The 14,506-nt window shown below is 55.0% G+C and carries 7 protein-coding genes; 3 read left to right on the top strand and 4 right to left on the bottom strand.

The features are described from left to right. Positions 1 to 749: 749 nt before the first annotated feature. Positions 750 to 3,095 carry a GMC family oxidoreductase N-terminal domain-containing protein gene (locus CGZ80_RS20940; protein ID WP_094417639.1) on the bottom strand — a complete coding sequence of 782 codons (2,346 nt, stop codon included), beginning with the start codon at positions 3,093 to 3,095 and terminating at the stop codon, positions 750 to 752. A 290-nt stretch (positions 3,096 to 3,385) separates the two neighbouring features. On the opposite strand from CGZ80_RS20940, the gene CGZ80_RS20935 reads away from it, so the two are divergent. Then, positions 3,386 to 3,757, top strand: a complete 372-nt coding sequence (locus CGZ80_RS20935; protein ID WP_094417638.1) for a DUF2513 domain-containing protein — start codon at positions 3,386 to 3,388, stop codon at positions 3,755 to 3,757. A gap of 158 nt (positions 3,758 to 3,915) precedes the next feature. Here the strand turns inward: CGZ80_RS20935 and CGZ80_RS20930 are convergent, their stop codons facing one another. Further along, positions 3,916 to 5,334: an NTP/NDP exchange transporter gene (locus CGZ80_RS20930; protein ID WP_233148560.1), complete on the bottom strand. Its 1,419-nt coding sequence runs from the start codon at positions 5,332 to 5,334 to the stop codon at positions 3,916 to 3,918. Positions 5,335 to 5,502: 168 nt separating this feature from the next. Here CGZ80_RS20930 and CGZ80_RS20925 point away from each other — a divergent pair, with 168 nt between their 5' ends. Then, positions 5,503 to 10,524 carry a VWA domain-containing protein gene (locus CGZ80_RS20925; RefSeq protein ID WP_094417636.1) on the top strand — a complete coding sequence of 1,674 codons (5,022 nt, stop codon included), beginning with the start codon at positions 5,503 to 5,505 and terminating at the stop codon, positions 10,522 to 10,524. Between the two features lie 4 nt (positions 10,525 to 10,528). Here the strand turns inward: CGZ80_RS20925 and CGZ80_RS20920 are convergent, their stop codons facing one another. Beyond that, positions 10,529 to 12,523 (bottom strand): TonB-dependent receptor domain-containing protein, encoded by a 1,995-nt coding sequence (locus CGZ80_RS20920; protein ID WP_143544068.1) that lies wholly within the window; start codon positions 12,521 to 12,523, stop codon positions 10,529 to 10,531. Continuing rightward, the gene (locus CGZ80_RS20915; RefSeq protein WP_143544067.1) at positions 12,415 to 13,107 is read right to left on the bottom strand and encodes a hypothetical protein; all 693 of its coding nucleotides are present in this window, start codon (positions 13,105 to 13,107) and stop codon (positions 12,415 to 12,417) included. Before CGZ80_RS20915 ends, CGZ80_RS20920 begins: the two co-directional genes overlap by 109 nt. A gap of 640 nt (positions 13,108 to 13,747) precedes the next feature. Here CGZ80_RS20915 and CGZ80_RS20910 point away from each other — a divergent pair. Beyond that, positions 13,748 to 14,374, top strand: coding sequence for an HAD family hydrolase (locus tag CGZ80_RS20910; RefSeq protein WP_094417633.1), 627 nt, complete (start codon positions 13,748 to 13,750; stop codon positions 14,372 to 14,374). Positions 14,375 to 14,506: the final 132 nt, after the last annotated feature.

Raw genomic sequence — 14,506 nt, 5'->3', positions numbered from 1 at the left:
TGATGAAACCGCCACGATTGCGTACGGCGATACGAATCAATCGATTTCAAACACGCGGTAACGGACCGGGCCGTTGGCCCTACTGTTTTTGGTTGGGTCATTTTCCAGGCCCTGCGGACCTGGCTAGGTAACCGGCCGGGGCTTCGCCCCTAAGACAAGCGCCGCTGGAGTCTAGCCTTTAGGCGATCTTCGGTTCTCTGGCCAAACCAAATCCACGCAACCGCTGGCTATCGCCAATGCGGCTGATGAAATCGCCGTCCGTTCTCTTATCAGCCGCGACCGCGATAGCGTGCGGTTACGTGATCCGGACAGATCAAAACCACACAACCGCTGGCTATCGCCAATGCGGCCGATGAAATCGTCACGATTGCGTACGGTGTTGCAAATCAATCGATTTCAAACACGCGGTAACGGACTGGACCGTTGGCCCTATTGTTTTTTTGGTTCGGGTCATCTCCCAGGCCCTGCGGACCTGGCTAGGTAACCGGCCGGGGCTTCGCCCCTAAGACAAGCGCCGCTGGAGTCTAGCCTTTAGGCGATCTTCGGTCCGCCGGCCAAACCGAAACCACGCAACCGCTGGCTATCGCCAATGTGGCTGATGAAATCGCCGTCTGTTCTCTCATCAGCCGCGACCGCGATAGCGTGCGGTTATGTGCTCTGGCCAAACCAAATCCACGCAACCGCTGGCTATCGCCGATGCGGCTGATGTTTTTTGGCGATATCCGTGACAGGATTCGTCGCCTCATCCACTACGCCTTGGAAACCCGACCTTGCTCCAATCGACCACGTGTTTTGTCGGCGGCGATTTTCGCTAACGCTTTCACGGTCAACTGAGGATTAATCTCGCAACCTGCCGGGAACAGTGACGAATCGGCGACGGTCAGATTGGTAACTTGATGCCCGCTATCGGTACGAACCAAGAACGATTCCGGATCCACCACGTCACCCAGCGATGCTCCACCTTGACCGTGGGTCGTCAGCAAATTGACAAACGCCGGACCACGTCTGCGTATTTCGCCTAGTGCCCACTCCATGTCGTCCATATTCCGAATCACGGCAGGACATCCGTTTCGCAGCAACATCGCTTTCGTTGGCAGGTACAACGTGACCGGATCGTCGGGTGTCGCCGCCGCAAAGTAAATCATTGCGATCCGCTTCATCCCTCGCAACAACAATTCGAACTCGTCGCAGTTCAAGGAGACGTGGACCTTTCCACATTCATCGACGTAGTTGCAATCACGAACGTGCGTTGGGACCACAATCCCGGCCATCGACAAGTGGTTGAACTTCCGCATCGCACAGGCGAAATGCTGAAACCATCCGGTCAGCGCCAGCGCGACCGTCCCTGGGAAGTGGAACCAATTCTCGAGCGCCGGCTCCTCCACGACTTTGCCGTTTTCTTCGACATGCCGACCTTCGACAATGAAACATTGCGTTACACCGGGCTCGGGCCTGGCCGATCCGGCGGGCCAAATCGGCTTTTCGAACATCGCGTAGACAGCGGTACCGACGTTTGCGGAAAACCGCTTGCCGAGTTGGCGATTGCTCAGCCCCGCATGATTCAACCCTTGGGCAAGCAGCTTTGTCGTCGGGCCAAATCCTGTCGCGACAACGTATTGGTCCGCGGTCAACGTCGTTCTCGTTCGGCAACCGGTGTCGTCACGTCGTTCGACATTCAAGCCCAGTACCGCCGGTTGGCCGTTCGAATCAGGTCCAATCTGAATGTGCGTAGCCTCGGTGGAATACGAGACCTTCGCCGGTGCCGGATTGTGCATCGCCTGGACGAGGTAGCTGTTCGGCTGATCGGGCGAGTAAGGATGGATTCCGCCAACATGATGGCCAAAGCTATCGACGGAGTTGTCGCTCCCACAGCCCGAACAATCCTTTCGGATCGAAACCGGTAGCGGATGTGGGGATTCACCGACCGCACGACAACCTTCTGCGAAACGCATGCTGCGGTCACTAATCTGACGATCGGTTACGTCGGTGTTCACGCCCAGTTCTGCGTTGATGGAATCCATGATCGCGAACAACACGTCATAGTCGACGCCGGCGGGCTGACGTCCGGCCCATTTCGTCTCATAGACTTCGCGTTTGATTGGCAAGTGAATCGCATTGTTGACATAGGGCCCGCCACCAAACACCTTGGCTTGGCAGATGTTGATCGTCTGACGGACTGGAATCTGCTTGCGTCGGTGCGGAAGCGCGAGATCAAGTTTGCTTTTGACGTTCCCCAGTCCTCCGCTAATCTGAGCTCCCGCGTCTTTGTACAAGCGATAGAGAACTTCATCGCTGCGTGGCGGAGATAGTTTAACAGTCCCGTCGGGCTGTGTTTGTTTTTGAATCAGCGCATCGGGCCTGACGAAATCGCCGTAATCCAAAATTAGAACGTTGTATCCCTGCGCGGTTAAGCTGGCCGCGACCGTCGCTCCGCCGGCACCGCTTCCTACAATCACAACGTCGTAGTGTTGATTCAAATCGGCAAGTGGTGGCGGTTCGACAGAAACTAAATTCCCTGGATCTTGGCACTCTTCGCTCCAGCCTAACCCGATCAATTCACGTGCCGGCATTCGCGAGTGAATCACCAAACGTCCGACCATTGCCAAGCCGCTTGCAGCCATGTGCAACAAATGGTCTTCATCCCAGCAGATCAACGGTGGTGAGTTTTTCGAACGACGGGTCTCACCTTGGTTCAGCACCTGACGAACCATCGCTGGCGCATGGTTGGAGAGCTTTGTTCCGGTGTGTTTGACGCTGTAGTACTCCAGCCACAATAGCGCAACATTCATTCCTTGTTGAACACGCGTTGGAAGGTGCGCTGCATAGGTCAACACATCGCAGGCAACGGCGTGCGCCTGATCGCCTTGCCGACCACACCACAGAGAATCGATTTGTGCGGCGAGTATCGCAACCAATGTGTCAAAGCGTTTCTCGCGAATCGATTGCAAAGGGCAAGAGGGCTTGCTATCCCCGAACAACGAAAACGGCAAGAGACCACTGGCGAGGGCAGTTGCATTGAATGACCGGCGGCTCGATTTCAATGAAGCCGACTCAGCAATCTTCGAAAGCTCTTCCAGTGGGAAGAAATCATCCATCCGACCATCCTTGGTCTAATCGAAATGACAGGCAACGAGTTCTGAACCACGGTTCCACAGGCCACGATCTGCGATGCCTTGCCGCAGCAACATTGTGGGGTTCGTTTCAAGTTAGTCATCGTCGGCGGCAATGGATTGATTCAGTGGAAACCGCCCACAGGTGGCTCCTGCCACAGCGAGTCAGTTTGAGGTGACGGTCGTTCCGGTTAAACGTCCTGTCTGGACTGGGCAGCCGATCTCAACGGGGATCGATTCGATCGGACAATTCGAACAAATCTTCAAGGTTTACCATGCCGATCACAAAGACGACGTGGCAGACGCTCTTTACGTTGCCGATTCTGCCTCCCGTTAAGAAACGCCATTCCTTCTACTTCTTCGTTTGGTTTCGATTCATGAAGCGAGACATGTACCTGGTTCGAAAACTGTTGGAATTCATCGAAACCAAAGGATCACGGTTATTCAAAGGCTCGATCCCCATCGAAGGATACGAACGCGATTCCGTCGTCACCCACGTTTTCTTGTGTGCCGATGCGGGATTCATCGAACTTGGCGAAGAAACGCTGACAAACAAAGGGCCATTGGTGTTGACCTGGAAAGGCTGCGACTACTTGGACGACATTCGTGCGAAGGGTTTGTACGCGACACCCGGCGCCCGCCCTTAGCAGCAGACTGATTCACAGACTTGCTCTCTCCCAATGTCACCGCTGTTCCATAAAAACAGCGGTAGAGAACGCTACGTTTGCGGAGAGCGAGAGGAGACGGACGAAAAATACGTGGCTGCTGGTTGCCACAGTTAGAGCCCCCCGGTGACGTGCAACGATCAGCCGGCTTGCTCACCCGATCTTGGTGTCGAGGAAATCTGATCCGCCAACCGCTTTTGGCGCAGTCCTAATCGGTAAGCCGCGAACATCCAGATAGCGATCACGGGCAGTGAGCAGAGGTTGACCGTCGCGAATGTCAACGACGCGAAGTTCTTCAACGAACCAAGGATCTGCCCCGCGGTCGCGTCGCCACCGCGGAGGACAACGGTGTCGATAAAGTTTTTCGATTTGTATTTGTCTTCACGGCTGACCACCGTAAACAGAACCTCGCGTGACGGTACCGTAATCCCATAAGCGGTTGCCCGTGCGATCACCATGGCGATCGCCACGACCAACAACGTTGCATGAGACGACAAGGCGGCAAATGACAAGAAGTACACCGCCGGCAACACCATCAGCGCTACCGATACGCCGCATCGCTTCAATAGAAATCCGGACAAAACGCCCTGTGCAAACAGCGTCAATACTTGGGTAGAAAGGTCGATGTAGGCGAACACTTGAAGCTTGGTATCATCACTCTCAACGGTTCGCCCCACGATATCCGCTTGCTGAAAATACAGTTGGGTCCCGGCAGCCTGCACAAAGAACAAAAACAAGCAAATCGACAGTAGGTAAGGCGAACGAAGCACCTGCGTGATTCCTTGCCACAAGCCTCCGACCGGCAATCGATCTCTGCGGTTGGAGCCGCCGGATTGATCAGCGGATAGCTCATCCGTTCGACTGACAACGCGTTCCAACCGCCACGCGAACCATAAGCCAACTTGTAGGGTGACCGCTGGGATCAACAGCAGGTTGGGGGTCGAAAGCAACGTCGCGATCTGGCTTGTCAGCAACGATCCCGCGATCGCCCCGACAGTCCCGCCGGCAGCAATCCGACCAAACAATCGCTTGGCTTGATCACTCTGAAACAGATCCGCAAGCACTGACCAGAACATGCTGGTGTTGACCAATGCGAACACATTCACCCACACGAAAAAGGCTCTCGCGGACCAGACCTGGATCGGCGGCGAACCCAATCGCTGGGCAAGACTAAACAAAATCAAGCTGGCAGTGAAAAAGTGGATCACGACGCGAACCAACCAGCGCCGGGAAAGCCGGTTGACCAATGCCGAGTAAGTTGGAACCGCGATCAGCATGACGGCAAAGGTGACCAGCATCAGCCCCTGCAATTGCCTCGTCCCACCGATCGCCCCCAACGTCTCGCGGATCGGGCGCACAATGCTGTAGCTGAGCAGAGCAAAGAAAAACCACCCCGTTGCCCACCAAACGACTCGTCGTTCGGTCAATGGCGAAATGGTCGCATTTCGATTTGCCGGTGCGGACTGCGTTCCATCACCCGACATCTCTGTCGAAGCCGCTGCCGCAGAAGAATCTGCCGAAGGAGTGGACGGGCTTCGATAGGGATTCGGACGGGTCAACGTGATCTATTTTTTTGAGGGTTCGATCGCTAGTTATCGTAAAGCAGGATCGAAGCTCGCTCAATCGCACGCGTCCGTGATCGGATCGAACAATCCGCAACAATTCGATAGACTGTAGCGGTTGGATGCAGACCACTCGCTTTGAATCGATAGAACCAGAATTCAGCTATGGCAAAAGCCAGTCAAAGGGCCGGTTGGCGACGCTCAAAAACGGGGCCGGTACGACAGGAATCTGATTTCGGCAGTCGCGGACGGGAACGGCGCAAGTTGCTCTTCCGCGTCAGTTTGTTGACCACCTTTGCGGTCGCTTTGGCGATTGTATTGCTGCTGGTCCTACTGCGGAAACCTGACTTGAAAGTTCCTTTGGTAGCGACGGTGGTTTCGGCGTCCGGCGCCCGCACCATCGACAGCCCGCTGTACGCCGCCCCCAACCCGTTTGCGGCAGAAGACGTCGAGTTGTTTCAAGCCTGGTTCTCAGGCGGCCCGAATTCGCCTGACGAAAATGTCAAGCTTGTCAGCGACATTCGGTACTGTTCTGGCGTTCTTGGGCAGGGAAAGCTGGTTGACCAAATCGTCACACCGCTTCTGAACGCAACGCCCGGCGGTCCCAACGATGACATGCTGATGGTTTATCTAAGCGCACAGGGCTTGGTTGACAGCGGACAACCTTATTTTGCGAGCGGTGAAAGTCGTGCTGATAAACCGGAAAGCTGGGTCGCCGGCGAAACGTTGGTCAAAGCGATCGAAGAGACTTTGGCCAACCATGCGAACACCAAGAGTGGCCTGAAAGTCGTCTTGTTCATCGACGCATCACGCGTGGGTCCACAATGGGACTGGGGTCAGCTCAGCGACACCTTTGCCGAAGCATGGCAAAATATTTCTGCGACGAACGAAAACCAGATTGCGACCATCATCTCATCCAGTCCGGGCGAGCGTAGTTGGTGGGATCCACGACAAGGACAGGGGCTGTTTCCGATTGCAATTACCGAAGCGTTGACCGGCGCAGCCGACGAAGACGGAAACGGCGTCGTTACCGTTGGCGAAATCGCAGACCATGTTCGAACACGAACCGCCTCCTATGCCGCGCGGATGTGGAATGCCCAGCAACAACCGATGTTGCTGAACGAACAAGCCCGCGATTGGGAAGTGATCAACCAGCCGGCGACTCGCCCAATCAATCCGTTGCCACCTTTCGACGTCGCCAAACTTCGGCAAGACTTCGAGAAAATTGATCAGCTTTGGCAGCGTCACAATCGTCTGGCAGAACGCGTCCACTCGCCACTCGCATTCGATCCGATGGGATGGGCGACTCTCGAAAAACATCTCGTTCGCCTTGAAAGCCTGGCATTTTCTGGTCGTAGCTACGGGAATGATTTCAGCGCGCTGATCGTTCAGTGCGCCGCAGACCTTGCCCAGTTCGAAAAGGGTTCGACAGCGCTGCCAAAAGAGTCAGCGTTAACGGAACTCGCACAGCGGAATTACTTCTATCCTCCTTCCCCGCTTACGAGCGAACTTGAACAGGCTATCGCCGGTTGGAATAAAAAGCCTGACCCGGAAGCGTTTCCAATTTCGCTCTCACCAACTGAAGCAACACGTTTCTTGACCGATTGGCTGGACGAGACCCACTACGACGCCCAATCGATTGCACTCGCGAGCACCCTCTTAGAAAAACAGCGGCTGGCGAGTACGGCACGGCCTGCCGCATTCCTAGAAGCTCATTTAATACGTCTGCTTTCGGCAGACGACCTGCAGCATGTTTCCGAAGCAAATCGCCGTGACGTCATACAATCCCACATTGCCAGTCGCGACGTACTGTTCGCCGGAGACCTGCGTGTCAATCTATGGCTGAGAGATGAATTTGACGCAGCGAACGAAGACCGACTCCGATGCCTAGACCAAATTTTGTCGTCGAGCGTCGACGCAAAACGCTCCGGAACCGATCGACTTCGTGAAGTCGTCTTGCCCGAAATGGCCAGACTTAAAAACGCGGCCACCACGGTTTCTGAAGCGTATCGTCTGCGTGACCAAATGCTTCACCGTGTTCCGCGACTCGCGGAAACGTTGCTCGCTGATGCCCAAGCGTTTTCACAACATGAATTATTGGAAGCGAGTCAAAGTCGCGTCTTCATCAAAGCCGCAATCGATTCACTTGCTGAACTCAATCAAGCGTTGCGTTTGCCTGAAAACAACGCGTCTGCCCGATTCGCGGATCGACTTTCGGAATTAGAAAATGCCCACAGTAACGCTGCCAAAACGATGGCTGCGTTATCGGATCGACTGACGTCTCGCGTTGTAAAAACGGTCGACGTCAAAGCACTCGATGCGCTCGGAATGCGACAACTATTCGCCCTGCTACAGGGATCGGGAATGGCCGATGCGGTCAACCGAAGTCGCGTTCACACGAAACTTTGTGAAGTTCTCAGTAAGTCGCAAGCCACGATTGAGGATGTCCAGTCGGGCGGAACTCGCACTCAGGTGAGTCCGGTTTCGGAAAACACAGATATCGCCACTCAAACGCTGCGTTGGCAATCCATTGACGAAGAACCTCTTTGGCAATACTGGATCCGACGGATCGATTCCGGCCTCGGCTTAGCTGTCACGGTCGACCAAGAGCGACAAACCGACCAAAACGAAAACAACCCTTCGCCAACAACGCGACTGAATCAAGTTTTCCAACGACGTGGCGACAGCTTGCGGGATTCGGTGGCAAACCTTTCCAGCGGCCGACTGGGCGATTCCTTGAATGCGCACACCGCAATTGAATCACCGATCGAAGCCCACAATCGAACTGGCGATCCGCTAACAACGCGTCGTCTTTTGTCCAATTGGGACGTCGCGATACGAAGTCGATCGATGTTGTTCAGCCATGCCCCGCCTGAAATCCGCGCAATCGGCGTCGCGCGTTTCGAACTCGACAAGCAATTCTTGCTCAACGACTTGGCACGCCGCACGATGGACGAATTCTGGTGTCAAGCTAAATCGGGCGATCCGGGATTTTGTCCGCCAGCTGCGGAACAACTGTTGGCAACGCGAAGCAGCAATCAATATTACTCGCGTCTCCCCGCGAAACTCGACGGTGAAGACCTAGAAAATCGGCTGCTCAATTTAAAAACCGCCATCGAGTCGACTCAAACTCTCCGCCCGATGCCGAACGAAGAACTGCAACAGGGCACGTTGTTAAAGTTTGTCGCCGATCGCGATGTCGATTTTTACTTGGACATTCCGCCAGTCATTCCAGCGGGATTGATTGCACTCCATTCGCCCCAGACAAACGAAACCGAGTTGGCTCGTCGGTCCGATGTTGATGGACGCCAACTGGTTATCCCATTGCGTTTTCCAAAACAGTTGCCGGAAGAGGCCAATCAATTTTTTGCCGATGTTTTCTTCCGCGGTCTCCGCCGAGGCGGTGATGTCGAAGTCAAAGACTTGGTCGGTGGCCGCAGACTGGTCTTTGAACGTCCCGATTATGGAGTCCCAGTCGCTCGCGTGACGCGAACACTGCAGCAACCGGAACGATTGATTTTGGTAATGGATTGCTCCGGATCAATGCGAACACCGACGAGTGGCGGTGGTGTTTCGAGATTAGAGGTCGCGAAAAACGCAGTGACGCAATTTTTGAAAGGCCTCGACCCCGCCACCGAAGTCGGGCTGATCGTGTTTGGCAGTCGCTATGGATTCTCCGAAAAGAACGGTCAAATTTTTCCGGAAATCGATAACGGACAACAAAAGCTCGCTGTCGAGGAACTCCAAGGCGGGCAAGCCAAAAATGTCGGGCTTATCCGAGCGGATGAAACCGTGCGATACAACCCAAACTTTGATGTCCAGATGGTCCGCAAAGCGAGCCCGTTGGACCGCTCGCACCGTGAAGCACTAGAGAACGAAATCCAGAACCTTGGTGCGATCGGGGTCACGCCGACGTACCTAGCAATTGAAAAAGCCTACGCCGAACTTGGCAATGATTCCGGCCACATCATCGTGTTGACTGATGGCAAGCCAAAGGTGATTTCAACAAGCGATCTTACCGTCGACGATTCCAGTCGATCGGCAATGACATTGGCCGACAGCCGGCGCAGCGACATCAAACTGACAATCGTCAAGTACCTCGACCAAGACACCGAACTGCGCCGCCAATTCCCCAGCGCCAAAGTGCTCGACGCGGCCGATGGCCAATCCCTGTTACGCTATCTGCAAGAAATCAGCCTGAAACCACGAATCGCTTGGCAGCGCCGCGGACAACAAGCCAGTCCGGAGGTTCCATTCGGTCAGTTGGTTCCGATCAGCACATGGCCGCCAGACGGCAGCGATTCACAAGTTGGACAACCGGTGATTCCGCCAGCCCGATTTTCGATTCGCGCAATCGTTCCGAGCGGAGAGTCACCGATCGACGAACTGACCGATGTTCAACTTCAAGGTGGCGAACGTCTGGAACTGGAACTGTCTCCGCAAGGCCTACAACACAAGGCGTTCGTGTATGAAGGGTCGTTGATTCGTGAATCGCTGCAAACCGAAATGCCAGATGCTGGGCGTTACGTGGTGCACGCCGGGCCACTCGGGAAGCGTTTCAACCGCCAACTCGCGATGCAAATCGCTATCGAAAGCGCCCAAGGCAATCGCTCCGATGGACGTTTCACACCACGTCCTTCCGACGTTTGGTTGGAACTTGAAGGGATCGATAGCCGCCGTGGTCAACGTGGGCGAAAGCAAACCTATCTGTTTGGCATTCCAGAATTCAAAACAGACCAGTCGATACCAATTCTGCTTTGTCGAATCGATAACTTTCCACAACGATTTGACAAGATCGATATCAAAGCGTGGTTTCGATTCGCCGACCGCCCGATCCCCGGTACTCCTTTGCCATTGTCGAGCACCAATCCGCTGAAGCTTGACGGTATCTCTGGTGTGAGCTTTCGCACGGAAAAAACCGCCAATGACCAAGGCGGCATGACGGTTGTTGTCACGGAAAGCTATGACGACTCACGCGAGCTCGCTTCCATCCGAGTGCTGCCGGATCCATTGCCTCAGAAATCGGCCACGGTGATCTACGATCAACTCCGCGTCGTCGTCCGCGAATTCGTTTACAACGACCCGGCAACTCCCGTCGCGATCTCCGTGACGGACCGTCAAGCGATCCAGAACGACAGCACCTTGTATGCGGAAGGTGATGTCTCAATTGACTTGGACAGCCGCTGAATTCCTAGTAGTCAACTTCGATGCCGATATACGGCGTTAACCCTGGCGACAACACAGCCGTTTGTCCGAAACGGCCTTGCGCGGGAATTCGCAAGTTTAAGTGTTCGTAGTAGTTGTTGTTGAAGAGGTTGTCAGCTCCAAAAGTAACACTGACGTTGTCTCTTGGACGCAAGTAACCGCGTAGATAGCTCGTCGTAAATCCAGGAGTCGCGGTTTCCAAGGTAACCAGTTCCGTCTCGCTACGTGATTGGCCGGTACCGGGCGAAGAACTCAATGTTGCTAAGCGGTCCTGATTATCAACACAGCGAAGCCCCCATTCCAACCCCCAGCGTTGATCGTCGCTGGTGTCAGTCAAACGCAATCCGAGACGCCCTTCTAGTGGGAAGATTCCGGCAAGCGGTTGGTTGATTTCACGGTCTCGCCCATCGAGGTAGTTCAGGCTGGTAAACACCTGCACGCCACGAACCAAGTCAGCTTCGGTGTAGAACTCCATACCCGCGAGAGTCGCGTAATCCGTATTCGTTGCTCGCAACAATCGCGACCCTTGCGGATCATTGATCAGGTTCGCGTTGTAAGTGATGTAGTCGACGACCCAGCTATGGAATGCTCCCATTCGGCCGCGAATGTATTCGTATTTCCAGTTCACCCGCGCGTCAACTTGCCAGTTGCGTTCCTTGCTCAATGAAGGATCGCCAATCATCCGGCTGAAACCGCTCTGGATAATCGCCAGAAACAAACCGTCGCTGTAACGTTGTTCCAAGGTTGGCAAACGCTCGGCATAGCCGCCCCCCAGTCGCAACGACCATGCCGGTGCCAAATCGATATCGTTGGTCAAGAAGTACGAAAGTAGCGTGTCCGAAACATCCAGGTCTTCGACGATCGGACCAGTGGCGGTGTTTCGGAAATTCGAGGTCGCATTGACGTCGCTCGGATCGGCTTGTGTATGCGCAAACGCAATACGGAAACCAGCGGCGGCATCAATGAAACTGATCGGTTTAAACGAGTACTCGGTGTACAGCCCCGGTTCGACGACTTCCGACTTTGGCAACCCGGTCGTGATCGTGCCGAGCGGGTTGCCGCTTAAATCGCGGAAACCATTGAGATCATAGAACTCGTTGACCTGCTGCTTCATGTAGCGAACGTCAGCACCAAAGCCGATGGTTCGATCGCGATCGAGTTCCTGTGTGACGCCTGCCCGAACACCGGCGCTCAACATCTCGCCATCAACCGTTCCGAAAAAGGGACGATTCGGATCCGGCGGGTAAGGCAACGAACTTGCGGGGATGAAATTATCATCGTCGTCAGTTCGTTGGATGTTCGTCAATGAATCATCGACGCGTTGCAAAACGGGAAAATCACTACGCCGCTTGCTCGCCGCGGTCGTGTCGCCAAAAAAGTCGGTGTTGCTTACCCAAGAATCGACGCGATACGAAAAACCTGTTCGCTCGTTTCGGTGAATCCAGCTGTCAGCCAAAGCGTCACTAGTTAACCCGTCGACATCAAAAAACTGACCTGCGTATTCCGTTCCGTCTTCGCTGATGTGCGTGTAGCGGATTTCATTACGGGTGTTGTCATCGATGTCGAATCCAATCCCCGACAACAGGTTGAACGCGTCGTAGCTGGAGGGAATCAACAGGCCATTGCCCGCGGCATAGTCGCTACCTTTTCGATAGCCGATGTTGGCGTAGTAGCCCATCGATTGGCCACCACCAAAGAAGGTCGCCGAATTGTAGGTCTGGCCACCGTTGGTACGGATATTGGTCCCCAATCGAAGATGGTGTTCGGTTCCGCATTGGTAACGTGGTGTCGAAATCGTATCGACATTCAAGAACGCAAAGCCACTTCCGTAACGCACGGTGTAGGGACCGCTGTAGACCTGAACGTTGCCGATCAAGAACGGATCAATCTTCGAGAACACGCCGTCCAAATCGCTACGCGCCGGGAACAGATAGCACCCGTCCTGCGTGGTGTAGACTTGGCCGTTGTAGAAGCCGCGAATTTTGGGGTCAAAGCCGAGAGAACTTCGTCGCGCGCCTTAATCGTTTGCGTTGTCGATGACTCGACCAGCGTTTCACCGATATCCGCGGACTGAGTCAGATTGAACGTCGACCCGGGAACGATTTCCACCGCGGGCGATTCGCTCAGGCCGATTTCACTGATACCTTGGCTTTCTTCGTACTGTTCGAGATAGTTCGGATCGCTTGGCAGGTCAGTCGCGTTACTTTCAAAACTCGCCGCACTGATTTGGTCCCAGTCTTTGAATGCCAGGTTTTCGGGAAGGCTGAAGCTGGCAAAGTTGGCATCTCCACCGACGTCAATGGGCTGAATCGCTTGATCGCTGACGGTATCGGCTCGCGGGCCGGTGAAGGGGTTCAGTTGTTCGAACTGAACAGGCAGGACCTCATCGCTGGCGAGAGCTTCTGCGATCGCCAGCAAGCGGAACTCGGGCTCTGGCAGCGTTGAAGGCGTTTCGTCGGCGCTTGTCGCTTGGCCTGCGCAGCATGCCGCCAAAGCAGCGGCAAAGCCTAAGACCGATGACCTGACGTGGAACATCCCTATTCCCAATGGTTGGCGGCACAGCATCGTGTTTCGAGGCGCGTGTCCATGCGCCTGTGGGGGTCTGGGGGCGTACGATCCTTGCACACATCCCAGCACGGTGTATTGATGAGTGATCGGTTTCCCCAAACGTGGCTAGACGATTTGTAGCGAATTCCAACGATTTACCGGAAAACACGCACCCTAGCCACGGCTCCCATCCTTCCCGAACACCCTATCCCGCACAGTCAATCACGAACGCGGGCGACATCATCGCAACCGTCCCGGATTTGATCGCCCCGGAGGGGCTGCCACCGGTCTGGGTAATGCACCAACGTCGGCCCCTCCGGGGCGTATCTATTCTCGATGACGACGCCTCGGGGCTGCCACCCCGAGCTAACGACGCAGACTCCTCCGGAGTCGAAACGCACGATTGTTGCTCCTCGAAACATGCGTAATGTTGCATGACGCCGAAACATTGCTTCAACGTACGCCCTGGATCTGATCGCCCCGGAGGGGCCGTCTTGGGTAGCTCGGGGCGGAAGCCCCGAGAATCGCATCCCAACATGCGCAATCGCCCCGGAGGGGCCGCCGTCGGTCTGGTTGCGGAAGGCGATGGCCTGTTAGAAAATCCGCACCGTCGCGTTCAACGCACAACGCTAATGCCTCTCAAGTTCTTGCCACCACGATGTCCGAAATTCAATTCGTCTATTTCGACCTTGGCAACATCCTCATCGCGTTTGATCCGAAACTCGCCAGCGCAAACCTCGCCCGCATAACAAACGTGACTGAAGAGAAAGCGTGGGACGCGCTGTATGCGAGCGGTCTTGAAGATCGCTATGAACACGGCGAACTTGATGGACCTGAGTTTGCCGAACAGATCCGCCATGCTTTGGGCGTAACACAACATGTCGCTTCTGACCAAGTGATCTTGGATGGGATCAGCGATATGTTCACCCCGATTGAGTCGATGGTTGAAATTGTTGAACGGACTCGGCGAACGGTCGGACGCATCGGGATTTTGTCGAACACGTGCGAAGCTCACTGGGATTGGATTCGGCGTCAGAGCTGGGGCGTCTCGAAACTTCAATTCGATGTGACGGTCTTAAGTTGCCGCGTCGGTGCGATGAAGCCGGCAGCAGAAATCTATGCGTCTGCTGCGGACCAGGCAGACGTTCCGCCGGCGTCGATCCTTTTTATCGACGACAAACAGGAGAACGTTGACGCGGCTCGGCGGCATGGCTGGCGTGCGTATCGTTGCCTGGGCGGCGAAGAGGCGGGGCGTACCCTTGAGAACGAATTGAACTTCGACTAGCCAACCTGGGCGACGAAGTCACGTCAGCCAGACCCGGTAAGGGAAACGAATCACCGATCACAAAGAGGCAACTTGCTGCAGCAAGTTGCCAGCGGTGGTATCCTGGGAGTCTCCCCATCGGTGGCAAAAGCG

This window comes from Rhodopirellula sp. MGV (assembly GCF_002251265.1).
In the GTDB taxonomy this organism is placed as follows: Bacteria; Planctomycetota; Planctomycetia; order Pirellulales; family Pirellulaceae; genus Stieleria; species Stieleria baltica_A.
Note: the sequence above shows the minus strand (reverse complement) of the source record. Positions and strands in the feature narration are given on the sequence as shown.

What these genes read in the sequence shown, in the direction of transcription:
- CGZ80_RS20940 (WP_094417639.1), bottom strand. Translation starts at nt 3,095, where the DNA reads ATGGATGATTTCTTCCCACTGGAAGAGCTTTCGAAGATTGCTGAGTCG.
- CGZ80_RS20935 (WP_094417638.1), top strand. Translation starts at nt 3,386, where the DNA reads ATGCCGATCACAAAGACGACGTGGCAGACGCTCTTTACGTTGCCGATT.
- CGZ80_RS20925 (WP_094417636.1), top strand. Translation starts at nt 5,503, where the DNA reads ATGGCAAAAGCCAGTCAAAGGGCCGGTTGGCGACGCTCAAAAACGGGG.
- CGZ80_RS20915 (WP_143544067.1), bottom strand. Translation starts at nt 13,107, where the DNA reads ATGCTGTGCCGCCAACCATTGGGAATAGGGATGTTCCACGTCAGGTCA.
- CGZ80_RS20910 (WP_094417633.1), top strand. Translation starts at nt 13,748, where the DNA reads ATGTCCGAAATTCAATTCGTCTATTTCGACCTTGGCAACATCCTCATC.